Here is a 26,298-nt window from a genome sequence, read left to right on the forward strand (position 1 = left end):
ATAAATAGGATTTAACAATGGTAGTCTGGTTAGCGGAATTACTTTCAAGTCATTACACTTTTTTTAATGTGTTGACATACTTATCCGTGAGAATGGTTTTAGCTGTTTTGACTGCACTTGCATTTTCATTGTGGGCTGGCCCTAAATTGATCCGTTTTTTACAGAGTCAGCAGATCGGTCAAATTGTACGTGATGATGGGCCCGAATCTCATTTCAGTAAGGCTGGAACACCAACCATGGGTGGTGTACTCATTTTAGCCGCGATCGTATTAAGTACCTTGTTGTGGGCAAGATTAGATAATCTATATGTTTGGATTGTGCTGTTCACTACCATTGCTTTTGGCGCGATTGGCTTTATGGACGATTACTTAAAAGTGGTGCGTAAACATCCCGATGGATTAATTGCACGCTGGAAGTATTTCTGGCAATCAGTTGCTGCGCTAGCCTTAGGTATCGTTTTATATATGACAGCACAAGGTGATGCACAATTAACTTTAGTGGTCCCTTTTTTCAAAGAATATATGCCGTACCTAGGTTTATTATTTATTCCATTGGTTTATTTCACCGTGGTGGGTAGTAGTAACGCAGTCAATTTAACCGATGGCTTAGATGGTCTAGCAATTATGCCAACGGTGATGGTAGCGTCTGCTTTTGCATTGATAGCGTATTTAACGAGCCATGTTAACTACTCTCATTACCTATTTATTCCATATATTCCACAAGCAAGTGAATTAGTGATTATTTGCGGTACCATTGCCGGTGCTGGTTTAGGATTTTTATGGTTTAACACTTACCCTGCGCAAGTCTTTATGGGTGATGTGGGTTCACTGGCCTTAGGCGCTATCCTTGGTGTGATTGCAGTATTGGTTCGTCAAGAATTTTTATTAGTGATCATGGGCGGTATTTTTGTACTGGAAACCGTCTCGGTGATTTTGCAGGTGGGCTCTTATAAAATGCGTAAGCAACGTATTTTTAGAATGGCGCCTATTCACCACCATTACGAGAAAAAAGGCTGGCCAGAGCCACGTGTAATTGTTCGTTTCTGGATCATTACTATCGTATTAGTGTTGATTGGCTTAGTTACGCTGAAGGTTCGCTAATATGGTTGCTAAGCGTATTGCTATTATTGGTTTGGGAGCAACTGGCCTCTCTTGTGTCAATTTTTTCCGTAAAAAAGACATTGTAGTTACTGTCTTCGACACTCGTGCAGTTCCGCCTGGCAAAGACCAACTTGACGCAACAACAAAGCTGATCAGCGGGCCTTTATCTACGCAACTTTTATGTCAATTTGATTGTTTAGTGGTTAGTCCTGGCATTGCAATTGCGACGCCAGCAATTGATGCCGCTATCAAGTCGGGTGTGGAGGTGATCGGTGATATTGAGTTATTTGCGCGTGAATTAAAAACAGCACCTTATCAACATGCAAAATTGGTTACCATTACTGGCTCAAATGGCAAAAGTACGGTGACTAGCTTACTTGGTGAAATGGCTGTTGATGCTAACGTTAATGTTGGGGTGGGTGGTAATATTGGTGTACCAGCCTTAGATTTATTAAGCGCCGATGTTGCACTTTATATTTTAGAATTATCTAGCTTCCAATTAGAGACGACCGAGTCTCTGAATGCTGATATCTCTACTATTTTAAACATCAGCGAAGATCATTTAGACCGTTACCCAAGCTACCAAGCTTATATCGATGCAAAACATAAGATTTATCAACAAAGTCAATCGGTTTTGATTAACCGTGACGACCCATTAACCTTTACTGAAAAACAACCTCAATTAAGCTTTGGTTTTGACCAACAGCATTATGGTTTAATGGTTCAAAAAAATGAACATTATTTAAGCCTTGAGCAACAACCTTTATTAGCTTGTTCTGCTTTGAAATTGAGTGGTAAGCATAATTGGATGAATGCATTAGCTGCGCTCGCTTTAGGGCAACAAGTTGATTTACCTATGACGAGTATGTTAGCTACATTACAAACCTATACTGGACTCAAACACCGTTGTGAGTTTGTTAAAGAAGTGCAAGGTGTTCGTTGGATCAATGATTCTAAAGCCACTAATATTGGTGCAACCCAAGCAGCGCTATTAGGCTTGTCTGATACCATTCAAGGTAAAGTGCATGTTATTTTAGGTGGTGACGGTAAAGGCGCTGATTTCTCTGAATTAAAATCGGTATTACAGGAAATAAAAGGGCAGATTGTTTGTTTCGGACGTGATGCTGCATTAATTGCAGAACAGGATGCTCGAACCATTATTGTTGAAAATTTAGATCAAGCGATTTCACATATTAATCAACAGGCTGAAGCTGGTGATTTAGCTATTTTGACACCTGCCTGCGCCAGTTTAGATATGTATAAAAACTTCATGGCACGTGGTGATCATTTTATTGATTTAGTTAACGCTCTTACTGGAAAAATCTAGCCATGTTTAGGGCTATTAGTAATAAGTTAGCATCTGTCTTTAGAACACTAACTTTTCAGTCGTCGCTGCAGCCGCAAGCTTATGATCGTTCTTTATTGGTGTTAGTGCTTACACTTATGGGCGTTGGCTTAGTGATTGTCGCCTCTGCTTCAATGCCAGAAGGAATAGCACTTTCCGATGACCCATTTCGTTTCTTAAAACGTCACCTTATTTATATTATTTTATGCTTATTTATATTAGCTGCGGTGGTGTCGATCCCAATTACACGCTGGCATAAATACACGCCTTTGATCTTATTACTTTCCACTTTAGCTTTATTTTCAGTGTTATTAATTGGTACTGAAGTGAATGGTTCCTTACGTTGGTTGCGTTTTGGACCCTTGAATATTCAACCTTCTGAGTTTGCAAAGCTGTCTGTGGTGTTGTTTATTTCGAGCTACCTTTTACGTCGGCAAAAAGAGGTGATTGATACTATTAAAGGCTTTATAAAGCCTCTAGCAATATTAGCATTATTAGCTTTATTGTTGTTATTACAACCTGATCTAGGTTCAACCGTGGTGATCGTAGTGATCATGATGGGCATGTTATTCATTGCTAATGCGCGCATGATCTCTTTCGTGGGGATCGCGGTGGCTTTGTTATCTGTGATCATATTATTAATTGTTACCTCTCCCTATCGTATGGCAAGGGTTTTTGGTTTCTTAGATCCCTGGGCTGATCCATTTGGCCGAAGTTACCAGTTAACACAGTCTTTAATGGCTTTTGGGCGAGGCGGTTGGTTTGGTGAAGGGCTAGGTAACTCAGTACAAAAACTTGAATATTTACCTGAAGCACATACTGACTTTATTATGGCTATTCTCGCGGAAGAGTTAGGTTTTATTGGTGTTAGTATTGTTATTATTCTTGAGTTTATTCTCGTTTATAAAGCTTTTTCGATTGGTAGAAGAGCGTTACAACAAAACTTCGTTTTTGCTGGTTATGTTGCTATCGGTATTGCAATTTGGTTCGCTTTTCAAACTGCCGTTAATATTGGTGCCGCTTCCGGTGTCGCACCTACTAAAGGTTTGACCTTACCTTTGATTAGTTACGGTGGTTCGAGTTTGATCACGATTGCTATTGCTGTGGGATTGGTATTGCGTATTGATTTTGAAACGCGTTTAAGCTCTGCACAGGTGCGCATTACAAAGAAGGTCAAAAAGAAAAAATCGAAACCCAAAAATGTATCTAGCGATAAACCTAGCTTTGCACCTAATACTGTATCCAGTATTGATTTCGATACGGAATCAAACAAGACGATTGACAACACTGCCGACAACACATCCAGCAAGGTATCTAAAAGTGTGCCTGACAATGCATCAAGTAATGACCTAAAGGTTGAATAATATGAATAAAACTAAAACCTTATTGGTGATGGCTGGCGGTACTGGTGGGCATGTATTTCCGGGCTTAGCGGTCGCAGATAAATTAAAAAGTGAAGGCTGGCAAGTTAGTTGGTTAGGTACAGCTGCAAGAATGGAAGCAAGGTTAGTACCTGAACACGGTTATGAAATCGACTTTATTGATGTGGCTGGAGTTAGAGGGAATGGCATCAAACGTTTGCTAGCAGCTCCTTTTCAAATTTTGAAATCAATTTTTCAAGCACGTAAAGTCTTAAAAAATAGACAAGTAGATTTAGTATTGGGTATGGGAGGCTTTGCCAGTGGACCAGGTGGCATTGCGGCTTGGACTTTAGGTATTCCAGTTGTTTTACATGAGCAAAATGCAACCGCTGGAATGACCAATCGCTTACTCTCTTATTTCTCAAAAAAGGTATTAATGGGCTTTAGTGGTGCATTTTTGAATGAAAAAGCTATTTTAGTCGGTAATCCAATACGCAAAGATCTTTTGGCTCTACCTGAAAAGCAATTTTCAGCATCCTCTTCTAGCTTAAGGGTACTCGTAATTGGTGGAAGTTTAGGCGCACAAGTTTTAAATGAAACAGTACCTCAAGCATTAATGAACTTTGACGCGACAAAAGTGTCTATTTTGCATCAAACTGGAAAAGGCTTTTCTGAGTCTGTTTTAGCACGTTATGAAGAAACTCAAGTAGAGTATAAAGTACAAGATTTTATTACTGATATGGCAGCCGCTTATGATTGGGCGGACGTTATTATTTGTAGGGCAGGGGCGCTTACAGTTGCTGAAGTTGCTGTGGTAGGGTTACCTGCTATTTTTGTTCCTTTACCGCATGCGGTAGATGATCATCAAACAAAAAATGCACAAAGTTTAGTCAATGCAGAGGCTGCAATATTACTTCCTCAAAAAGACTTAAATGCAAAAAAATTAAGTGAATGTTTGGCGACATTAAGTCAAAATAGGCAGTTGCTTGTTGATATGAGCACAAACTGTAAAAATATAGCAATTAGAAATGCAACGGAGCAAGTGGCTGCGGTTTGTAATTCCTTAGTGAAAATATAGTGAAAGTGAATTCCGATGACAAAAATTGAATTAGCAGAAATCCGTACCATGATCCCAGAAATGCGCCGTGTAAAACAGATCCACTTTGTGGGGATAGGTGGCGCTGGTATGGGGGGGATTGCTGAAGTATTAGCCTATGAAGGCTATAAAATCACTGGTTCTGATATTGCTGAAAATACCGTCGTTAAACGTCTGCGTACCATTGGGGCAGAAATCTTTATTGGTCATGCACAAGAGAATATCTATGGTGCTTCAGTGGTGGTTGTATCAACAGCCATTAATAAAGAAAACCCTGAGTTATTGGCCGCGCAGCAAGCGCGTATTCCCGTGGTTCGTCGTGCTGAAATGTTAGCCGAGTTAATGCGTTATCGCCATGGTGTTGCTGTGGCGGGTACGCATGGAAAAACCACCACAACTAGTTTGATTGCGAGTATTTATCGTGAAGCAGATTTAGATCCTACTTTTGTGATTGGTGGTTTGCTAAATAGTGCTGGTACTAATGCTAAATTAGGGCAAAGCCGCTATTTAATTGCCGAAGCAGATGAAAGTGATGCTTCATTCTTGCATCTACAACCCATGGTGTCAGTAGTGACAAACATTGAAGCTGATCACATGGATACCTATCAAGGTGACTTTGAAGTTTTAAAAGATACTTTTGTGCAATTTATTCAAAACTTACCTTTTTACGGTACTGCGGTTGTTTGTTTAGATGATCAAGTGGTTGAGAGTTTGATCCCGCGTTTTGCTCGTCAATGTGTGACCTATGGTTTTCATGAGCAAGCCGATGTGCGTATTTCTAACTTTCAACAAACGGTTAGCAGAAGTGAATTTTTAGTACACCGTAATAATCGCCCTGATTTAACGATCCAGTTAAATTTACCGGGTAAACATAACGCATTGAATGCTGCTGCGGCAATTGCTGTAGCGATGGAAGATGATATTGAAGATGCGGCTATTTTAGCTGCATTACAAAGTTTTGAAGGCATTGGTCGTCGCTTTGAGCAATATGGTGAATTCGAAACCGGTCGTGGTAAAGCGATGTTAGCAGATGATTATGGTCATCACCCAACGGAAGTACAAGCAACCATTAACGCAGCACGAGCAGGTTGGCCCGAAAAGCGCCTTGTGATGGCGTATCAGCCGCATCGTTATACACGTACTCGTGATTTATACGAAGATTTCGCGCACGTTTTATCGCAGGTTGACCAACTATTATTATTAGATGTTTATTCCGCAGGGGAGACGCCAATCGCAGGTGCAGATAGCCGTTCGCTATGTCGCACGATTCGCCAACAAAGTGGTAAAGAGCCTATTTTTGTTGCCTCACCTGAAGCTTTGCCGGGTGCATTAGCAAAAGTGATTCAAGAAGGTGATCTGGTTCTTACTCAAGGTGCGGGCAATATTGGCGCAGTTGTTAAAACCTTAGCTGAATTAAAATTAGATATTGAAAAAATGACACAAGTGAGCGCAAGTTAATGGCGATAGATTTTGGAAAAGTAGCAGTTCTGTTTGGTGGTAATAGTGCAGAACGAGAAGTCTCTTTAATGTCAGGCAATGCCGTTTTAAATGCGTTAATTCGTCAAGGTGTTGATGCGCATGCCGTGGATCCTAAAATTGATGATATTTCACAAATTAAAGCGTTAGGTTTTGAGCGAGCTTTTATTGTATTGCATGGTCGTGGTGGCGAAGATGGCACTATTCAAGGCTTTTTAAATACATTGAATATTCCCTTTACGGGCAGTGATGTATCGAGTTCTGCAATTGGTATGGATAAAGCCAAAACTAAGCAAATTTGGCAAAGTTGTCAGTTACCTACTGCAAGCTATCAAATTATTATCAAAGAAAACTTTGAACCATCAACCGCTACCGATATACTAGCTTCCTTATCGGGTGCTGTAATGGTTAAACCGGTACACGAAGGCTCAAGTATTGGTATGGCTAAAGCAGAAAATGCAGAACAATTAGTGGCTGCTTTAGAAGAAGCCTTTAAGTTTGATAATAAAGTATTACTTGAATCTTGGATAACCGGTGATGAATTTACTGTTTCAATGCTAAATGGTCGCGCATTACCGGCTATTAGTATGAAAACAACTAATCAGTTTTATGATTACCAAGCAAAATATCAATCCACAGAAACACAATACTTGTGTCCCTGTGGGCTGTCAGATAATGAACTAATCGAGTTAAACCATATCGCTGAAGAAGCTTTTAAAACTATTGGTTGTAGCGGTTGGGGACGTGTTGACTTTATGCGTGATGAAAACAAAAACTGGTTCCTATTAGAAGTGAACACAGTACCGGGCATGACTGAAACCAGTTTAGTACCAAAAGCAGCGAAGCAAGCTGGTATTAGCTTTGATCAATTAGTGTTATCTATTTTAGAGCAAACTTTATAATTTATGTGGCATAAGTTAAAACAAGTCAAAATAAGCAAATGGATTGGTTTCTTTGTTTTTGTACTTTTAATGTATGCCTTACAGGATAGCTTTTTTAAATTAAAATTTTGGTTAACGGACCACCAATCATCACCATTAACGGCATTAGTGCTCACGGGCGACCGTGAGCATATTACTGAAGATGTGGTGAGAGAGGTGCTAGCAGACCAAGAAGATAGGTTAAATTTCTTTACTTTAGAAATAGCTGAGATACAAAAACAATTAGAGCAAAAGCCCTGGGTTTATTCTGCATCGATTCGAAAAAATTGGCCCGATACATTAAAAATTCATATTGTTGAGCAATCGATTGTTGCTTCATGGAATCAGAAGTCATTATTAAATCGGTTTGGCGAAATTATCGATGTGTTACCTGAGCAGGACAATAATTATATTGCGCTGTCAGGTGATGATAAACATTCTGAACAAGTGCTGAATACATATTTACAATTAAATCAGTTATTGTTGCCGAGTCATTACAGAATTGCTGCTTTACATAGTGACCAACGTAATGCCAGTGAATTAGTGTTAAGAAATGGCATTAGTTTGAAGTTAGGTAAAGAACAAAAATTAGAACGTATACAACTATTTTTAAATGCATTTCCAAGAATTGCACAAAAATATGAAATCAGCTCCATCGATTATGTTGATCTTCGTTATGATACTGGGTTGGCAATTGGATGGAAGAAAACAGAAAATAATAAAACCTAATATAATAATTTTATGCTCATGTTGAGTTAATTCTTCTCTCTTAAAATAGAGAAAATGGTGATAGACGAATGGAAAGTAATTACACAGTTGGTTTAGACATTGGTAGTAATAAAGTGGTTGTCTTAATCGGTGAGTTATTAGCAAATGATGTAATTAATATCGTTGGAGTGGGCAGTGCCCCGTCCAAGGGAGTTGATAAAGGCTCTGTAACGAACTTAGATGCAGTCGTTGAGTCGATCGCAAGTGCGTTAAAACAAGCAGAAGATATGGCTGACTGTCGAGTCTCGTCAGTTAACTTATCAGTTTCAGGTTCGCACATTGAATCAATGAATGAATCGGGTACTTGGGCGATTGATGCACACGAAGTGACTAACTATGACGTTGAAAGTGTGATCCATAATGCGCGTTCAGTGAAAATTCGTGATGAACAGCGCTTATTACATGTCATTCCTCAGGAATACTCTATTGATTCCCAAGGGCACATTAATAATCCTATTGGATTGTCGGGTGTTAAGCTAAAAGCAAATGTACATTTAATTACTTGTCATAATGACCTAGTTAAAAATTTAGAAAAAGCAGTTGAACGTTGTGGTTTAGTGATTGACCAGTTAACATTTTCAGGTGTTGCATCAAGTGAAGCTATTCTTAGTGAAGATGAAAAAGAGCTAGGTGTCTGTATGATCGATATGGGGGGTGGTACAATGGACCTTTCTATCTATATCGCAGGTTCATTACAGCATAGTATGGTACTTGATTATGCGGGTAACTCAGTGACTAACGACATTGCCATTGCATTTAGTGCTCCACCAACGTCAGCTGAAGCAATAAAAGTCAAATATGGGTGTCTAAATAAACGCTTAGTACTAGATGAAGAGACTATCGATTTACCAAGTGTCGGTGGTCGACCTGCACGTAGTTTGCAGCGTTCAATATTAGTAGATGTTATTGAGCCACGATATAGTGAGTTATTAACTTTAGTTAAGAATGAAATCTTTAAATTGAATGATAAATTTGCGCGTGAAGGTTTAAAGCAACAATTAGCGGCGGGTGTTGTCATAACAGGTGGTGCTGCTCAAATTGAAGGTTTGGTTGAAGTTGCTGAAGAAGTATTTGGTAATATTCAAGTTCGAATTGGTAAACCGGAGCATATTCAAGGGTTAGCTGATGATGTAAACTCACCAGCTTACTCTACGGCAGTAGGTTTATTACGTTATAAAAATGACGAGTTTGCAGGTGAAGAGGATGCTGAGCCTGAAAATCGTTTTGCAAGTTTATTCAGTAAAATAAAAAACTGGATAAAAAAAGAATATTAGTTATCAAGTTACATGGATTGGGTGGTAACAGACGATGTCACAAGAAAATAATAGAGTGGAAGAGAGTCAAATGTTTGAAATAATCGATGATGAAGACCATTCAGCACAAGCCATAATTAAAGTTATTGGCATTGGTGGTGGTGGTGGTAACGCGATCAATTATATGATCGAAAAAGGTCTAACTGGCGCTGAATTTATTGCTATGAATACGGATGCGCAAGCATTACGTTCATCAAAAGCAGATATTCGCTTACAATTAGGAGCTAATATCACTAATGGTTTAGGTGCCGGTGCAAACCCTGAAATTGGTTATAAATCAGCACTTGAAGATAAAGAGCGTATTCGAGAAATCGTTACTGGTGCCGATGTTGTATTTATTGCTGCTGGTATGGGTGGTGGAACAGGTACTGGTGCTTGTCCAGTTGTTGCTGAAATCGCTAAAGAGGAAGGTGCATTAACCATTGGTGTGGTTTCAAAACCTTCTTTGTTTGAAGGCCGTAAGCGAATGAATTACGCAACGCAGGGGATTGCTCGTTTATCTGAAAATATTGACTCTTTGTTGATTATTCCAAATGATAAACTACAAAAATCTTTACCACGTGGTATCTCTTTCTTAGATGCGTTACGTGCTGCGAATGGCGTACTTTATGATGCGGTTTCTGGTTTTTCTTCAATCATTAATAATGAAGAAAGTACTATCAATATCGATTTCGCGGATGTACGCACTGTAATGACAGAAGCGGGCACTACTGCGGTAATGGGAATTGGTGTTTCTTCTGGTGAAAACCGTGCTGAAGAAGCCGTTGAAGAAGCTATTTCATGTCCATTATTGGAAGATGTCGATCTATCAGATGCACGCGGTGTCCTTGTACATATCGTTGCTGGTATTGATTTCAGTTGGGATGAATACCACACTGTGGGTGATGCGTTAAAACAATTCGCTTCCGATGACTCTCAAAACATCATTGGTGTAACTGTTGACCCAACTTTAGAGACGGGTGAATTACACGTTACAGTAATTGTAACGGGTATTGGTGAGCGTAAATCTGAATTAAATGTAGTTAAAAACCCTACGCTTAATACTCAGAAAGCACCAGAAAGCGTTGAAAAAGCGCCTGAAGCTGAAGTTGTAAAAAGCAATGTTGAAGCTGAAGATGCTAGTCAAGCAGAGCCTGAAATAGTAGAACCAATTGCTGAAGTTAAAGATAAAACTAGCACCGAAAGTTACTTGGATATTCCTGCTTTTTTAAGACGTCAAGCAGATAACTAAATTTAAGCTAACGATATAACAGTTTGTGATATTGATCTCAAACTGTTATCATTGGTCGCAGATATCATCGTAGTGGAGGTCATTTTATGATTAAGCAAAGAACATTAAAACAAAGTGTTAAATCAACGGGTGTTGGTTTACATTCAGGGAACAAAGTAACAATTGAGTTGCACCCTGCACCTGTTAACACGGGTATTGTTTATCGTCGTATTGACCTTGACCCGGTGGTTAGCTTTAAAGCACATGCACAAGCAGTGCAAGAAACGCTTTTATGTACTTGTTTAGTAAATGATCAAGGGCAGAAAATTTCTACTGTTGAGCATTTATCTGCTGCATTGGCTGGTTTAGGTATTGATAATATTATTATCGATGTTGACGCACCAGAGATTCCAATCATGGATGGTAGTGCGAGTCCTTTTATTTTCTTGCTTCAATCTGCTGGTATCGAAGAGCAAAATGCAGCTAAAAAATTCATCCGTATTAAAAAAACAGTACGTGTAGAAGATGAAAAAGAAGGTAAGTGGGCTGAATTGCATCCTTCTGATAATGGATTCAGTTTAGATTTTAAAATTCATTTTGATCATCCTGTATTTGAAGGTCAAAACCAACATGTTGAAATGCAGTTTTCAGGTGACTTATTTGTTAAAGAAATCAGTCGCGCACGTACTTTTGGTTTTATGAAAAGCGTTGAGTATCTACAATCTAATAATCTAGCATTAGGTGCAAGTTTAGATAATGCGATTGGTTTAGATGAGTTCCGTGTATTAAACCCTGAAGGTTTACGTTACGAAGATGAATTTGTTAAACATAAAGTATTAGATGCTATCGGTGATTTATATTTATCTGGTTACAGTATTCTTGGTCATTTAAAAGCCTTTAAAACTGGTCATGCCTTAAACAACAAGCTTTTGTGTGCGTTGCTTGCTGATCAAGAAGCATTTGAAATGGTGACCTTTGAAGAGCCTGTTAGTGAATCACCAATACAATACATCGAACCTGTTTTTGTTACTGCTTAAAATACTTAATTAAGATTGAATAAGTGTTTAGTTAAGTAAATATAGACTTCAATAAAAACCACTTTATTTTTAAAGTGGTTTTTTTTTGCATTTTTTAGACGGGGGATAAATTATCGTGCCCTTTAAAATCTGCAGCACAGAATTGGTTTACTTTAAGCGTAGAACTGAATAGAACTCGAATTGAATAGTTTTGGTTAGTTAATCGCTATTATTCACTTTTATTGGTTGAAAATTTAGCTAATGATTGTAGTGCTTTTTTTAATTTAGGATCGGCATTTTCAGCTAATGCTAAAAAAGAGTCTGCAATATCTTTACTCATTTTTTGGGCGCGTTTTTTTACTGGTTTGTTAGTTTTTAGTTGTGATGGGGTCACTTTTGCAAGGGCTGGGTTAACTTTGACCTTGATGCTAATCAAAGACGAATGATGGGTGCGCAATTCGCTGAGGAGATCACTTCGTATAAATTGTAAACGCTGAAGCCATAGTGAGGTCGGACTTTCTATAATCAAAGTCCCATTTTCAATATTTCCTATACGACATCCACTGATGTTGTGTTGTTTTAAAAGCCTTTGTAGTACCATATCCAACTTAGTTATCAAGGATGTACTTTTCTGATAACTATTTTTTTCTAATAATAGTGCAATGGGTTTAGGTTGTTTCTTGTAAGATTTCATAGCAGCCATCAATAGTGAATTAAGTTTATGAGTATAACGGTTATTTATAATAGGAAGGAGACTGAACATAGCTTTTCTATAACAAGATCGACATTTATTTTCGTGTGCATATTGATTGTCGCGATCTTGATGACGAGTGCTTGGCTGTTACAATCGCATTACCATCAACAATTAACCCAACATAAAATACAAGCTCTCAGTGAGCGAGACCTCATTAAGCAACAATATTTAGACACCTTACAATCTCAAACCAACCAACAAGTGCAAGCACTGGCTGTTAAAATAGGTCAATTACAGGCACAGAGTATTCGCTTAAATAATTTAGGTGAACGTATTGTCGATAAATCAAATTTTCCCAAAGAGGAATTTGAGTTTGATATTAACCAATATATTGATCAAGGGCTTATCCTTGATGCCGATAACCTAGATAAAAGTCTAGATCAAAGTTCAGACCAAAGTTTAGAGCAAAACCTAGACCAAAATGTAGAGTCTGACAACGAGCAAGTCGTCGAAGAGGCGATTGACCATGAGCCAATTGATAATATATCTGCAAATGCAGAGTCAGTAGATGAAGAAATTGAGCAGCCAGTGCCGTTAAATGTTGTTTCCAATGTAAAAGCATTAGACACTTCAGACCTAGCAAAACTTCATAAAAATGTATCACTCCTCGCATATCAGTACCAAAAGAATCAAAATTTACTGCAACAACTTGAAATTACATTAACTAATCTCCATCTTACAGATGAGTTATTCATTTCTGGTCGCCCTGTTCCAATTCAAGGATCTTGGATATCTTCCCCCTTTGGGACTCGAACAGATCCATTTACGGGGCGTTTACGTCGTCACAAAGGCGTTGATATTGCTGGACATACAGGTATGCCGATTAATGCTACTGCCGCAGGGGTAGTAACAACATCAGAAGCACGCACTGGTTATGGTTATGTGGTAGAGATCAATCACGGTAGTGGTTTGAGAACACGCTATGCACATGCTTCATCGTTACTTGTAGCGGTGGGGGCTGTTGTTGAGAAAGGCCAACAAATAGCAGTAATGGGAACAACAGGCCGCTCTACAGGGCCACATGTGCACTATGAAGTCATCAAAGATGGCACCCAAATAGACCCAGTTTATTATATACAAAGATTACCAAGCTAAATTACAACTTTTATCCGACTTTTTACAATGAGAAAAGCAAAATGATCACATCGCTAATAACAAAAATAATAGGCAGTCGAAATGACCGTTACCTTAAAAGCCTACGTAAAGTAGTAAATGAAATTAATAAACTTGAACCGGAGATTAAAGCGCTATCGGAAGAAGAGTTAAAAGCTAAAACCGCTTATTTTAAAGAGCGTCTCGCTAAAGGCGAAACCATCGATGATATTTTGGTTGAAGCTTTTGCCGTAGTCAGAAGTGCTTCTGAACGTGTATTTGGAATGCGTCACTTCGATGTGCAGTTGATTGGCGGTATGGTATTAAATGAAAACAAAATTGCAGAAATGCGTACTGGTGAAGGTAAAACCTTAACAGCCACATTACCTGCTTATTTAAATGCGTTAACCGGTAACGGTGTGCATGTTATTACCGTGAATGATTACCTAGCGCGTCGTGATGCGGAATGGAATGCAACATTATTTGAATACTTAGGATTAACGGTTGGTATTAACTTGTCGGGTATGACGGGTGAAGAAAAACGTACTGCATACGCTGCCGATATTACTTACGGTACGAATAACGAATTCGGCTTTGATTACCTACGCGATAACATGGCTTTTGAAGCATCACAACGCGTTATGCGCGGTCTCCATTTTGCTATCGTCGATGAGGTTGATTCTATTTTAATCGATGAAGCAAGAACACCATTGATTATTTCAGGCCCTACCGATGGTGATGCAACGCTTTATACTAAACTAAATTCAATTATTCCTTTACTGACTCAGCAGGATAAAGAAGATACTGAAGAATATGTTGGTGAGGGTGACTTCACTGTTGATGAGAAAAGCAAGCAAGTATTATTAACTGAACGCGGTCAAGAAAAAGTTGAACGTATCTTACAAGAACGTGGGTTATTAGAAGAAAATACTTCTTTATATGCGGCATCTAGCATCAGTTTATTACATCATGTGAATGCAGCATTACGTGCTCATACTCTGTTTGAAAAAGATGTTGAATACATTGTAACAGCACAAGGTGAAGTCGTTATTGTTGATGAACATACCGGGCGTACTATGCCTGGTCGTCGTTGGTCTGAAGGCTTACATCAAGCTGTTGAAGCAAAAGAAGGGGTTAAAATTCAAAATGAAAACCAAACTCTTGCCTCAATTACTTTCCAAAACTACTTCCGCTTATATGAAAAATTAGGTGGGATGACAGGTACAGCAGATACAGAAGCATTTGAATTCCAGTCTATTTATGGGTTAGAAACTATTGTAATCCCTACCAATCGCCCTATGGTTCGTAAAGATGGTGGCGATTTAGTTTATTTGACTGAGATCGAAAAGTATCAAGCTATTATTGAAGATATTAAAACACGTTTAGAGCGTCGCCAACCAGTGTTAGTGGGTACAGTTTCGATTGAAAACTCTGAATTACTTTCTGAGTTGATGACCAAAGCCAATATTAAACACAATGTTTTAAATGCTAAATTCCATGAAAAAGAAGCTGATATTATCGCACAAGCAGGGGCGTTAGGATCAGTTACTATCGCAACTAACATGGCCGGTCGTGGTACAGATATTGTATTAGGTGGTAATTTACAAAACCGTCTAGAAAAACTAGGTGAGTTGACTGAACAACAAATTGTTGCTGAAACCGCTGCATGGAAAGAAGATCAAGCGGCAGTGTTAGCTGCTGGAGGCTTGTACATTGTAGGTACTGAGCGTCATGAATCGCGTCGTATCGATAACCAATTACGTGGTCGTGCGGGACGTCAAGGTGACGCCGGTGAAAGTCGTTTCTACCTGTCGATGGAAGATTCGTTAATGCGTATCTTTGCTTCTGAAAAAGTGTCTAATATGATGAAAAAATTAGGCATGGAAAACGGCGAAGCGATTGAACATCCTTGGGTAACTCGTGCTATTGAAAATGCACAACGTAAAGTAGAAGGCCGTAACTTTGATATGCGTAAATCATTGTTGGACTTTGATGATGTTGCCAATGATCAACGTAAAGTCGTTTACCAACAACGTAATGGTATTATGGACAGTGATAATATCACTGAAAACATAGAGCAAATGTGGGCAGACGTATTCAATACCTGCATTGACGAATATGTACCGCAACATTCGTTAACCGAGCAATGGGACTTAGCTGGATTAGAAGCGCGTCTGAAACAAGACTTCTTGATCGAGTTACCCGTGCAACAATGGTTAACCGACGATGCGAATATACAAGAAGAAACCATTCGTGAAAATATCGTAGATCATGCGCGTAATACTTACCAAGATAAAAAAGAACAAGTGGGCGAGTCTATTATTGCTGGATTTGAAAAATCAGTAATGCTGCAAACTATTGATATGTTGTGGAAAGAGCATTTAGCCGCGATGGACCATCTTCGTCAAGGTATTCACCTACGTGGTTACGCTCAAAAAGATCCAAAACAAGAATATAAACGTGAATCTTTTGAACTGTTTATTGCGATGTTAGAAAACTTGAAAATGGATGTAGTAGGCATTTTATCTAAAGTACAAATTCAAAGTAAAGAAGAAGCCGAAGCAATTGATCAACAGCGCCGAGAAGCGGAAGAGAAAGCGAAAATTCAATATCAACATGCACAGGTCAATAGTGATGGTGAAGCTGAAAAAGAAGCTGATGAAACGGCTGATACCTTTATTCGAGAAAACAAAAAAGTGGGTCGTAATGAGCCATGTCCTTGTGGATCAGGTAAAAAATTCAAGCAATGTCATGGTAAATTAGGGTGATCAAATATCGGTGTTATTTAGATAACACCAGTGCAGCATGACATAAAAGGTGGTACTTCTTTGAAGACCACCTTTTTCTTTTTAAAGCGTAAACAACCTTAATCGATACAAGTAAGTGTGAATATTATGATAGAACAACAAACCATCAGTATTGCCATTGTACAAAATGAACAGAAACAATTACTTATTAGCCGCCGTCAACAAGGTAAGCACCTCGCTGGAAAGTGGGAATTTCCGGGAGGTAAAGTTGAACAGGGTGAGTCGCTTGAAAGCGCAATGTTACGCGAGCTAAAAGAAGAAGTAGGATTAAGCGCAACCCAGTTCACTTTATTTGATTCACTTAACTTTCAATATGACCAACTAAACCTGAGTTTGCATTTCTATTTAGTCAAAGCCTATGAAGGCGAACCTGTGTCTTTAGAAGGACAGGAGATAAAATGGGTTAGCGCATCTCAACTCATTGAATATGAGTTCCCTAAAGCTAATTTAACTGTGATTAATAAATTACTCTAACGCGCATGAATGAGGCAAATCGTGGCACATTGTTACGCGTTTTGCCGGTAAAACGATAGCTAATAGTTGCGCCAATTGGCGGTGGATTTTGGCGTTCTTTATCACTAAAACCAGAGCCTATCTTAAAGGTGATACCATCTTCGGTTTTTACTAATAAAGAACCCAGTTTTCCTTTATATTTACCTTTGCCGGGGAGATGTTCAATCACCGTCGCTTCAGCATCTTCAAATTTTTTCAGTTTCATCAAGTCTCTATTACGTTTATGTTGATACAAAGCCTGTTCATGGTGCAGCATTAAGCCCTCTCCATTTTCAGCTACAACCTTATCTAGTAATGCGTATAAAGCAGTAATAGAGATTAATTTTTGTTGCTTTATGATCTGTAAATAGGGGCTCTTCGCTTGATCAACTAATTGTTGCATCTGCTGAATGCGTTGTGAAAATGGTGCTGGGCTGAGTGGTAGATCAAAGATCATAAACTTTACCTGTTGCCATCGAGGATTATTTATATCTTGAGTACGCACAATACCTGACACTTTTTCAAATTGTTGTCGTGATATCCATAACTCACCATCAAGTGCAGTAGTGGGGAAATCGCGTGTAAACCAAGCTGGGGCAGTGAAACGGTTACCCTGCTTAGATATAAGTTGCTCTCCATCCCAGTAAGCACGTAACCCATCTAATTTTTCACTGACAAAATATTGTTCAATATTAATGTCTTGACGAAAGGTGGTTGCAAGTTGGATTGCCGGTGTCTGGGCATAGCAAAAAGTTGTGCTAAAGAAGATGATTATCAGTGGGCTTGTTTTAGTCAGTTTGGAGCGAATGAGGCCGTTGTATGATATATAATAGTAGTTTATTAATCTTTTTATCGTGACGACAAATAGGCAGGGAGTGAAGCGATTAATCGTATTTATCATAAGAACCTCCAACACAGTAAAAAAACAAAGACTTTTACAAGTGTAGGAAGTTTTTAGCAGTTAGGTTATTTTTTATTCTTGGATAAAGCGCATTGATAAGTCGACAGCATGTACGTGTTTAGTTAATGCACCTACAGAAATATAGTCAACGCCGGTTTCGGCATAACTTAAAATAGTCGTGTTATCTACATTGCCTGATACTTCTAAGTCTGCTTGACGTGAATTACCTTTATTAATGGCTACAGCTTCTAACATCATTGCAATGCTGAAGTTATCTAACATAACACGTTGCGCACCTGCATCTAATGCCTGTTTAAGTTCATCAATACTTTCCACCTCAACTTCTACCCAACGTTCAGGGTGTTGTTGATTAGCAACTGTTATTGCTTGTTTAATGCCACCACAGGCCATAATGTGGTTTTCTTTAATTAAGTAGGCATCGTAAAGGCCAATGCGATGGTTAAAACCACCTCCGCATACCACAGCATATTTAGAGGCATTGCGTAAACCGGGTAATGTTTTACGCGTATCTAATAATTTACATTGAGTTGAAGCAATTAAGTCTGAGTAGTACTTGGTAGTTGTTGCGATACCAGATAACGTCTGAATAAAGTTTAATGCTGTACGTTCGCCTGTTAATAACGTTCTTGCTGGCCCCTGTAATGTGAACAACGGGCTATTAGCGAGTACAAAATCTCCGTCCTTAACATGCCAAGTGATAGTCACTTGATCACCTAATTGGCGAAATACTTCTTGGGTCCAAGCCTTACCACAGAAAACTGCATCATCACGTGTAATTACTGTCGCTTTTGAGCGTTTATCTTCAGGAATTAAATTAGCGGTAATGTCACCTTCAGCTGCTGATAATCCATTTAAATCTTCGTTTAACGCTAAGCTAACACTTTGTGCAATTTCTTGTTCAATCATGGTAAATTTCCAGACGGGGATAAAAAATGAAATATTACCCTAATGGCCTTTGAATACCAATGACCTTAATGCTTAACTCTTATAAAATAAGAGATACAGATCAATATAAAGAGAAGATATAATGCAAGTGATTATTGGCTTAACTGGCGGTATTGGCAGCGGGAAATCAACCGTAGCAAAAGAATTTACCGCTTTAGGAATAGATATTGTTGATGCAGATAAAGTTGCTCGGCAGGTAGTTGAACCTGGACAACCTGCATTAGCTGAAATTGAACTTTATTTTGGCCGCGATGTCTTAAATGCTGCAGGCGAACTTAATAGAGCTAAGCTGAGGAAACTTATTTTTCAATCTGAAACTAAAAAACAATGGTTAAATGCATTATTGCACCCCATTATTCGGGATACATTATTAGCTCAACTAAACATGGCTAAGAGTGAATATGTGATGTTGGAAGCGCCATTATTACTGGAAAATAAACTGACTCAATATACTGACTATACGCTAGTCGTTGATGTAGACGAAAAATTGCAAATCGAGAGAGCAATGCAACGAGACGACAATTCAAAATCTCAAATTCAAGCCATTATGGATGCGCAGATTAGCCGTTCGCTTCGCTTACAACAGGCTGATTATGTTATTGACAACACTAGTGTTGATCGCGTGGCTTTAAAACAACAAATTAAATCGTTACATTTGAAATTTTTATCCCTAAAAAAGAAGACATTTAATTCTTAGTTATGCCTTTTAATGTAACCTTACTTTTTACAAAACAAATAAATAGACTATTTTATGATCTCTTTTGAATACCCCCTAACAGAAAAAAGTCGTTGTTACTTACGCTTTGAGTCACTTTTTTTACAAATTAAACAAAGCATGGGTTTGGATCATGAAAGTGATGCTACTGCCTATTTCAAATCATTATTTGAATTAATAGAATTAAGTGACCGCAGTGATATTCGACATGATTTAATTAAAGACTTACGCGCTTTATTAGAAGATATGCAATCATGGTTGGCTTGGGAGCAGGCAGACACTGAAGCCATTAAGGCATTAATGGTAGAAATAAGTGAATTGATTAGTACCTTATTAGTAATGTCAAAACAATTGAAATTCTTTAAAGATAGTCGTTTTTTAACATCGTTAAAACAACGTTTTTTCATTCCAGGTGGTTGTTGTAACTTTGATTTACCGCAGTTTCATTTCTGGCAAGCACAGCCTATTTCGGTACAAAAAGCAGATGCTCAAAAATGGTTTGAACATTTTGATGTATTAGAACGCGCGTTAACATTATTTTTGAAAATGAAACGTCATCAAGGTATTAAGTCTAAACAGCGTGCTAAAAATGCTTTTTACCAAGGTGAAGTTGAACATGCCTTGTTTATTATCATTAATGTGGATCCTGCGCTACAGGTATATCCTATGATATCAGGGCATAAACATCGTTATTCGGTTCGTTTTATGAATGCCAATGCTGAAAATAGTCACGCTGATTATATAGAGTTTGAACAGATTTTTTGTTAACAAAAAGCGATTAAAGTTAAAATAAAAGATTAAATATGTAAGGAAGAACGATGAAAGTTAATTGTCCAACTTGTAAAAAACAAGTTGTTTGGGATAAACAAAGTTTGTACCGTCCATTTTGTTCTAAACGTTGCCAGCTTATTGATTTAGGTGAATGGGCCGACGAAGAAAAACGCATTAAAGGGGAATCAGTAAGCCCCGAGAATCTTCCTCAAAATAAAACGATTTATTTTGAGGAAGATTAAATAAAACTATTTATTGTTAATAAATGATTAGAAAAACTTCTTTTTTAATCGAATCAACAAAATATTTTATACTACCAAAAAAAAATCAAAACTTAATACTGTAAAAATTCAGAATGCTAGCGTAACTTAGGGTACATTCTGAATGTTTACAGTCCATCCTAAACATTCATTAAATATCCATCAGCGCTTCACCTTTATGATCAGTATTTTATGCTTAGTATTTTTTACATCAAGGTTTGCTGATTTAGTATCTTAAGAGAAATGTAGTCGTACAGTAGTCGGTATATGGCTCTATTCAAAAAGGGGACCTATGAACGAATATAGACGAAGTTTATTGTGTTTTATTGTATTTTATTTTGTTTGTTAATTCTGAGCTATGCGTTATATGGCGCCTATGCAGGGTATACAAAGGAGAAAGAAGCAGTTCGTTCGCGTATAGCCAATACCAGCTTCCTGGTTACTGAATGGCTAAAAGGAGAGTTTCAAGCATCAGATTACGTCCTATTAGATATAATGAGTCATCTCTCTTCAGATGATTTGATTTACCCTCACCCGGATCCTCAACAGCAACAAGCGAGCACCAAATTTCTCACCTCCAAACTACAAACTTTACCTAATTATTATACTGGTGTGGGTACTGCAGATAAAAATTGTATTCTTACTCATGCTTATAATTATCCTCCGCGATTATCTTCACTGGGCTTTGATGGAAGCCAACGAGACTGGTGTGTTGAGCACAAAAATGATGAAAACTCTGGACAAGTTGTGACACCTGCTTTTATTAGCACTACTGGTAACATTGGTGTAGTGCAGAGTCGCGCCTTTCGTGGAGGCTCAAAAAAGTGGCTGGGGTGGTTGCTTTTCAGGTGGAGCTAAATTTATTTTCAACATTCATTGAACAAGTCACATTAGATAAACACGGTGTAATTGCTGTAATTGCTGTAATTGCTGTAATAGATAGTAATATGATGCTATTGGCTCGAAGCCCCAATATTTCGGAAAAAATCGGGGTACAAGTTAAAGGGGAAGTTGCGGCTAAATATTGCTTCCAAGCGTCAAACTTTAATGACATTTAACTATCTCTCTCCACTGGATAATCAGAACAGATTTTATGGGTTGCGCAAAGTAGATACTTTACCTTTTTATGTTTTAGTGGGTGAAGCCAACGAAGATTGGTTACAAAGTTGGTATTTAAAAACACTGATGATGTTCTGTGTTGTGAGCATTTTATTGATTATGTCAATTTTATTGCTCATGAATCATTGGAAAAAGCTTGATCAAGCAAAAAACCTATTATTGTCAGCACAGACAGATCCGCTTACTAAAACATTAAATCGGCGTGGTTTTATGTTGCAAGCTAAAAAAGAATTAGAGGTAGTGCATCGATATGAAACAGACCTAGCTATTTTTGCTCTGGATATTGACCGTTTCAAAGTAATCAACGATACGCATGGACATGCTACAGGTGACCGAGTAATGGTTGCTTTTACAAAAGTGTGCTTTGACAAATTGCGTGGTGTAGATATTTTTGCCAGAATCGGGGGGATGAATTTATTATTTTATTACCGCACACCAATTTTAAACACGCGCATATTGTCGCTGAACGTATCAGGCAAGCAGTGCAGGCATGTATTGTTATGAACGATAGCAATAAGTCGGTAGCAGTTACATTAAGTATCGGTGTTGCAATGATTGTTCCTGAAGTTGAAAGTGTTACTGAGATTATGGGGATAGTTGATAAAGCACTTTACTCTGCAAAACAGAATGGACGTAATCAGGTACAATATATTGAAAATGATTATACCTATCTCTCAAATCGCTTTGATCAGATATAAATAATTATTATTACAGACCACGTGAATAGTTATTATTATTCATTTGTGCACTTCATTTTTTTTACTTCACCTATTCAACTTATTAACGGTTAGATTTTAATTATAAAAGCTTAACTTGATTCAAAGTATATTCAAGGTCATGATCAAAACATGCTATTGAAACAGATATTATGTATTTCAATAAATATTGAACAAACATTGAAGCAACATCGTAGATAAAAAAAGGGAATATAATGACGTTACAAGACTTTATAAAAAAATTGCAGACACAACCACAAGTGATTGAGTTTGCGGATACAATGGCTGTTATTGAAGAAAATTATAACTTTACTGAAACGTCGTTTAGTAATGGGCAACAAAAAAACGCTGCTGGCGAAAATGCAGGCTCATGTAAGATTTTTTCATTTGCACAATTAAATAACTTATCTAAAGAACAGACCTTGGCTTGTTTTGGTGTTTATTATCGCGACCATGTTTTAGGTCATCCAGATGCTACGGATCATCAGAATATTCGTCAATTTATGGCCAATGGTTGGGCGGGTATTAATTTTGATAGTGTGGCATTAAAGCCTTTATAAGGTGATGATTGCTGTTATTTAATGAGTAACAGAAGTATCAAGCTGTAATAAAAAAAGCAATAAAATGGGGTTAATTCATAACCCCATTTTTGTAGCGTATTACAGGGTAAAAACAACGCTTAACTGCCTGCTAACTTAACTTGGTAACCTTGTTTTTCTAATACCGATTTAATAATGTCACGTTGATCGGTTTGGATTTCAATCACAAAATCTTTAACTGTACCACCACACCCTGTTCGCTTTTTAATCTCTTTTGCCAATGCTTTAATGGCTTTATCGTCCAGTTGCAAACCTTTAATCAAGGTCACTCCCTTACCTTTACGTCCTTTAGTTTCACGATGTAGACGAATAATGCCGTCACCCTCAGGTGCAACCTGCTTTTGCTTGCTTTTTTCTACTTTGCCACCGTCTGTAGAATAAACTAAATTTAAATCACCAAAATCCATCATCATCCCTACCTATTCAATTTTTATCTATTTTATACCGGTTAATACGGTAGATGCAAAAATCAATACAAAGCTCATTTAAGGTGACAAATTGATCTAAAACAAGAGTCTTGTTTATAGCGGCCATTTTAGTCTACTTTACGTTGTTAATGATAATAGTTTGTATTACCTTGTTAGTTAGTAACAAGCATTGATTGATGCATTCAGTGCAGCAGTGGTGAGGTATAAAAATGGTATTATCTGAATTAAAAATAGGCCAAATGGCAAGTATTGTGAACATCAATGCTATTGAGCCTATGATGCGCAAAAAATTACTCAATTTAGGCTTTTTACCAAAAGCAAAAATACAATTATTACGTGTTGCTCCGATGGGGGATCCGATTGCAATTCGCTGTGCAAACAGTTCTATCGCGTTACGTAAAAGCATCGCTAATCAAATCATAGTGGAGCGCTAAAATGAACTTAAATATCGCAACTATTGGCAACCCTAATTCAGGGAAAACAACGTTATTTAACGCGCTCACTGGTAGTAATCAACGAGTGGGTAACTGGAGTGGTGTAACGGTTGAGAAAAAAACGGGGCATTTTAATTTAGATAAACAGCAATCCGTTAAAATTATTGATTTACCGGGTATTTATAATCTGGATCATGACCAGTTTGGATCATCACTAGACGAACGCGTTGCATTTGAGTACATGATGCAAAGTGAACCTGATATTGTAATGAATATTATTGATGCGAGTTGCTTAGAAAGAAGCTTATATTTAACCTTACAACTATTGGAATTGGGGTTGCCGGTATTAGTGGTACTCAATAAGATGGACCTTGCAGATAAACAACACTTAGTGATTAATGAGAAAGCTCTCAGTAAGCAATTAGGTTGTCCTGTGGTGTCATTATCGGCGCATGATCAACAAGCAATAAAGCAATTAAAACGCACTTTTATGGAACTGGATTTAACTGCTCTAAGTAATGATTTCTCGCTTGATTATGGTCCTCAATTAAGCCCTGTCATCGAACAAACATCGCAATTATTCCCTGCTAATACTCGCTTAAAACCACAAGCATTAGCCATTAAATGTATTGAAAATGACCACTCAATACTAAAAGGCTTTAATCAACAAGAGAAACAGAGTATTCAACAACTGCGAGATTCATTGGCGATTGATATCGATTTGCAAGTCGCAGATGTACGATACACTTTTATTTATGCACTAACACAACAAGCAGTCAGAACGAAAGGGCACCTTAGCCAAACTCTAACAGAAAAAATTGATGCTATTACCTTAAATCGATTCACTGGTATTCCTGTATTTTTATTAGTGATGTACTTGATGTTCATGTTTTCTATCAATATTGGTAGTGCATTTATTGATTTCTTTGACATTGCTGCAGGTGCCTTGTTTGTAGATCAAACTGCGCAGTGGTTGAGTCTTGTGAATACACCTGAATGGCTTATTAATGTCCTCGCTTATGGGGTTGGAAATGGCATTCAAACCGTCATGACATTTATTCCTGTGATTGCTTGCTTGTATCTGTTTTTAGCCGTCTTAGAAAGCTCAGGATATCTTGCTCGAGCGGCTTTTGTTATTGACCGTGCAATGCAATTTATTGGTTTACCGGGTAAATCCTTTGTGCCGATGATTGTTGGTTTTGGTTGTACAGTACCGGCTGTGATGGCGGCAAGAACCTTAGAGAAAGAGCGTGAACGTTTATTAACCGTGATCATGTCTCCGTTTATGTCCTGTGGTGCTCGGTTACCTGTGTATGCTTTATTTGCCAGTGCGTTTTTTCCAGACCAAGGTCAGAATATTGTTTTTCTACTGTATTTAATCGGTATTTTAGTGGCGGTATTGACGGGCTACGTATTAAGTCGAACGATTTTACCTGGTAAAAGCGAAAATATGTTTTTAGAAATTCCAGATTATGAATTACCGACGATTAAAAATACCTTAATTAAAACCTGGCAAAAACTTAAAGGGTTTATATTTGGTGCTGGGCAAACCATTGTCTTAGTGGTGACATTACTTAACGTAGTGAATTCTGTGGGTATTGACGGTAGTTTTGGTCATCAGGATAGTGAAAGCTCATTGCTTAGCCAAGGGGCGCAGATTATCACACCGATTTTATCGCCACTGGGTATTAATGACGATAACTGGCCTGCAACGGTAGGTATCGTCACGGGGATATTTGCTAAAGAGGCCGTGGTAGGCACGCTCAATAATCTCTATTCAAGTCAGACAGCAGGCACTGAAGCTGAATTAAGTTTATTAGAAAAGCTTAATCAAGCATTGGCCACTATTCCTGAAAACCTTATGGGCATTGATGTTAGCGATCCATTAGGTATAAATGTCGGGGAATTAGGAGATTTAGCTACTGCAGCAGATGAGCAAGGTGTTGACCTGACTATTTATGGCAACATTCAGCAAGCCTTTGTGAGCCAAGAAGCGGCCTTTGCTTACCTGCTGTTCATTCTACTTTATGCACCTTGTGCTGCCGCTATGGGAGCGATCGTCAGAGAAGTTGGGATGAACTGGGCACGATTTATCGCCGTTTGGTCTACCGCTATCGCTTACATTGTGTCGGTTGCTTATTATCAAATGGCAACTTTTGTATTGCACCCAATGGCGAGCTTAGCTTACCTATTAGGTTCAGCTTTGATTATTTTAATCGTGCTATATAAATTAAAACTAAAAGGCAATTTGTTGGCTGATGTCTCTATTACTTCTAAACAATCTTTGGTGTAAAGGAGTAAAACATGATTTTAAAACGTTTATCTGACTATATTGAAACGCAACAACGTGTCGAAGAAGGCACAATATTAAAGCATTTCAGATTACAAAAAAATGGACTCGCACCGATGATTGAAATACTGATCCGAGCAGGACATATACAAAAAACAGTCAATCAACGCGGTGATAAACTACCACCACAGGTTTTCTATAGTTGGCATAAACAACAAGTTATCCCTATGACAACGTTATTATAGCCACACAATATAAGCCGCTTAATAACAGAAATAGGGTGTTTAAGCTTGTTTCGCTGATCATAACTTTTAAATTTATTATTTTGGTAATAAACCTTACACAACAA

At 38.0% G+C, this 26,298-nt stretch carries 26 protein-coding genes and 1 pseudogene; 23 read left to right on the forward strand and 4 right to left on the reverse strand.

Annotated elements, in window-relative coordinates; genetic code table 11:
* Window positions 1–17 precede the first annotated feature (17 nt).
* The 10 genes from mraY (at window position 18) to lpxC (ending at window position 11,626) form a co-directional block, all read left to right on the forward strand.
* The gene (gene mraY, locus MT391_RS10855; protein WP_299664008.1) at window positions 18–1,100 is read left to right on the forward strand and encodes a phospho-N-acetylmuramoyl-pentapeptide-transferase; all 1,083 of its coding nucleotides are present in this window, start codon (window positions 18–20) and stop codon (window positions 1,098–1,100) included.
* A 1-nt stretch (window position 1,101) separates the two neighbouring features.
* Window positions 1,102–2,427, forward strand: coding sequence for a UDP-N-acetylmuramoyl-L-alanine--D-glutamate ligase (murD, locus tag MT391_RS10860; protein WP_499441462.1), 1,326 nt, complete (start codon window positions 1,102–1,104; stop codon window positions 2,425–2,427).
* Window positions 2,428–2,429: 2 nt separating this feature from the next.
* Window positions 2,430–3,809 (forward strand): putative lipid II flippase FtsW, encoded by a 1,380-nt coding sequence (gene ftsW, locus MT391_RS10865; protein ID WP_499498003.1) that lies wholly within the window; start codon window positions 2,430–2,432, stop codon window positions 3,807–3,809.
* Window position 3,810: 1 nt separating this feature from the next.
* Window positions 3,811–4,884: an undecaprenyldiphospho-muramoylpentapeptide beta-N-acetylglucosaminyltransferase gene (gene murG / locus MT391_RS10870; RefSeq protein ID WP_499498004.1), complete on the forward strand. Its 1,074-nt coding sequence runs from the start codon at window positions 3,811–3,813 to the stop codon at window positions 4,882–4,884.
* A gap of 15 nt (window positions 4,885–4,899) precedes the next feature.
* A complete protein-coding gene (murC, locus tag MT391_RS10875; RefSeq protein WP_166369752.1) occupies window positions 4,900–6,360 on the forward strand; it encodes a UDP-N-acetylmuramate--L-alanine ligase in 1,461 nt (486 codons plus the stop codon).
* A complete protein-coding gene (locus MT391_RS10880) occupies window positions 6,360–7,280 on the forward strand; it encodes a D-alanine--D-alanine ligase (protein ID WP_499441458.1) in 921 nt (306 codons plus the stop codon). Before murC ends, MT391_RS10880 begins: the two co-directional genes overlap by 1 nt.
* A gap of 3 nt (window positions 7,281–7,283) precedes the next feature.
* The gene (locus MT391_RS10885; protein WP_166369756.1) at window positions 7,284–8,027 is read left to right on the forward strand and encodes a cell division protein FtsQ/DivIB; all 744 of its coding nucleotides are present in this window, start codon (window positions 7,284–7,286) and stop codon (window positions 8,025–8,027) included.
* Between the two features lie 68 nt (window positions 8,028–8,095).
* Window positions 8,096–9,340 carry a cell division protein FtsA gene (gene ftsA, locus MT391_RS10890; protein ID WP_166369758.1) on the forward strand — a complete coding sequence of 415 codons (1,245 nt, stop codon included), beginning with the start codon at window positions 8,096–8,098 and terminating at the stop codon, window positions 9,338–9,340.
* A 70-nt stretch (window positions 9,341–9,410) separates the two neighbouring features.
* Entirely contained in the window at window positions 9,411–10,610 is a 1,200-nt protein-coding gene (gene ftsZ, locus MT391_RS10895) for a cell division protein FtsZ (protein WP_499498044.1), read from the forward strand.
* An 86-nt stretch (window positions 10,611–10,696) separates the two neighbouring features.
* A complete protein-coding gene (lpxC, locus tag MT391_RS10900) occupies window positions 10,697–11,626 on the forward strand; it encodes a UDP-3-O-acyl-N-acetylglucosamine deacetylase (protein WP_166369760.1) in 930 nt (309 codons plus the stop codon).
* Between the two features lie 208 nt (window positions 11,627–11,834).
* Here lpxC and MT391_RS10905 read toward each other — a convergent pair whose 3' ends face one another.
* Window positions 11,835–12,368 carry a DciA family protein gene (locus tag MT391_RS10905; protein ID WP_240923559.1) on the reverse strand — a complete coding sequence of 178 codons (534 nt, stop codon included), beginning with the start codon at window positions 12,366–12,368 and terminating at the stop codon, window positions 11,835–11,837.
* A 60-nt stretch (window positions 12,369–12,428) separates the two neighbouring features.
* Here MT391_RS10905 and MT391_RS10910 point away from each other — a divergent pair, with 60 nt between their 5' ends.
* From MT391_RS10910 to mutT, 3 genes are all read left to right on the forward strand, one after another.
* Window positions 12,429–13,454: a M23 family metallopeptidase gene (locus tag MT391_RS10910; RefSeq protein ID WP_166369762.1), complete on the forward strand. Its 1,026-nt coding sequence runs from the start codon at window positions 12,429–12,431 to the stop codon at window positions 13,452–13,454.
* Window positions 13,455–13,495: 41 nt separating this feature from the next.
* On the forward strand, window positions 13,496–16,219 hold the full coding sequence (secA, locus tag MT391_RS10915) for a preprotein translocase subunit SecA (protein ID WP_499441453.1): 2,724 nt from the start codon (window positions 13,496–13,498) through the stop codon (window positions 16,217–16,219).
* Window positions 16,220–16,345: 126 nt separating this feature from the next.
* Window positions 16,346–16,732: an 8-oxo-dGTP diphosphatase MutT gene (gene mutT, locus MT391_RS10920; RefSeq protein ID WP_166369766.1), complete on the forward strand. Its 387-nt coding sequence runs from the start codon at window positions 16,346–16,348 to the stop codon at window positions 16,730–16,732.
* On the opposite strand, the gene MT391_RS10925 is transcribed toward mutT, so the two are convergent.
* A complete protein-coding gene (locus MT391_RS10925; protein WP_499498007.1) occupies window positions 16,716–17,651 on the reverse strand; it encodes a DNA ligase in 936 nt (311 codons plus the stop codon). The genes mutT and MT391_RS10925 overlap by 17 nt on opposite strands.
* A gap of 72 nt (window positions 17,652–17,723) precedes the next feature.
* Window positions 17,724–18,578 (reverse strand): carboxylating nicotinate-nucleotide diphosphorylase, encoded by an 855-nt coding sequence (gene nadC, locus MT391_RS10930; RefSeq protein ID WP_499441449.1) that lies wholly within the window; start codon window positions 18,576–18,578, stop codon window positions 17,724–17,726.
* A 121-nt stretch (window positions 18,579–18,699) separates the two neighbouring features.
* Between nadC and coaE the strand changes: the two genes are divergently transcribed.
* The 7 genes and pseudogenes from coaE (at window position 18,700) to MT391_RS10965 (ending at window position 22,758) form a co-directional block, all read left to right on the forward strand.
* Window positions 18,700–19,314 carry a dephospho-CoA kinase gene (coaE, locus tag MT391_RS10935; protein WP_499498008.1) on the forward strand — a complete coding sequence of 205 codons (615 nt, stop codon included), beginning with the start codon at window positions 18,700–18,702 and terminating at the stop codon, window positions 19,312–19,314.
* 54 nt (window positions 19,315–19,368) lie between these two features.
* Window positions 19,369–20,100, forward strand: a complete 732-nt coding sequence (zapD, locus tag MT391_RS10940) for a cell division protein ZapD (RefSeq protein WP_166369774.1) — start codon at window positions 19,369–19,371, stop codon at window positions 20,098–20,100.
* A gap of 50 nt (window positions 20,101–20,150) precedes the next feature.
* Window positions 20,151–20,345 carry a DNA gyrase inhibitor YacG gene (gene yacG, locus MT391_RS10945; protein ID WP_499498011.1) on the forward strand — a complete coding sequence of 65 codons (195 nt, stop codon included), beginning with the start codon at window positions 20,151–20,153 and terminating at the stop codon, window positions 20,343–20,345.
* Window positions 20,346–20,681: 336 nt separating this feature from the next.
* A complete protein-coding gene (locus MT391_RS10950; RefSeq protein ID WP_499498013.1) occupies window positions 20,682–21,221 on the forward strand; it encodes a hypothetical protein in 540 nt (179 codons plus the stop codon).
* A complete protein-coding gene (locus tag MT391_RS10955; protein WP_499498015.1) occupies window positions 21,197–21,421 on the forward strand; it encodes a hypothetical protein in 225 nt (74 codons plus the stop codon). The genes MT391_RS10950 and MT391_RS10955 overlap by 25 nt, the downstream gene beginning before the upstream one ends.
* A gap of 271 nt (window positions 21,422–21,692) precedes the next feature.
* Window positions 21,693–22,180, forward strand: a pseudogene (locus tag MT391_RS10960) (GGDEF domain-containing protein).
* A gap of 233 nt (window positions 22,181–22,413) precedes the next feature.
* Window positions 22,414–22,758, forward strand: a complete 345-nt coding sequence (locus tag MT391_RS10965) for a HopJ type III effector protein (protein ID WP_299664045.1) — start codon at window positions 22,414–22,416, stop codon at window positions 22,756–22,758.
* A gap of 119 nt (window positions 22,759–22,877) precedes the next feature.
* On the opposite strand, the gene yciH is transcribed toward MT391_RS10965, so the two are convergent.
* On the reverse strand, window positions 22,878–23,204 hold the full coding sequence (yciH, locus tag MT391_RS10970) for a stress response translation initiation inhibitor YciH (protein ID WP_166369782.1): 327 nt from the start codon (window positions 23,202–23,204) through the stop codon (window positions 22,878–22,880).
* A 230-nt stretch (window positions 23,205–23,434) separates the two neighbouring features.
* On the opposite strand from yciH, the gene MT391_RS10975 reads away from it, so the two are divergent.
* From MT391_RS10975 to MT391_RS10985, 3 genes are read left to right on the forward strand one after another with little or no spacing between them, the layout of a single operon-like run.
* Entirely contained in the window at window positions 23,435–23,659 is a 225-nt protein-coding gene (locus MT391_RS10975; RefSeq protein WP_166369784.1) for a FeoA family protein, read from the forward strand.
* A 1-nt stretch (window position 23,660) separates the two neighbouring features.
* Entirely contained in the window at window positions 23,661–25,952 is a 2,292-nt protein-coding gene (gene feoB / locus MT391_RS10980) for a Fe(2+) transporter permease subunit FeoB (RefSeq protein WP_499498017.1), read from the forward strand.
* A gap of 11 nt (window positions 25,953–25,963) precedes the next feature.
* Entirely contained in the window at window positions 25,964–26,194 is a 231-nt protein-coding gene (locus tag MT391_RS10985) for a FeoC-like transcriptional regulator (RefSeq protein ID WP_166369788.1), read from the forward strand.
* Window positions 26,195–26,298: the final 104 nt, after the last annotated feature.

Source organism: Vibrio sp. 1-Bac 57 (assembly GCF_037546855.1).
Taxonomy (GTDB): domain Bacteria; phylum Pseudomonadota; class Gammaproteobacteria; order Enterobacterales; family Psychromonadaceae; genus Psychromonas.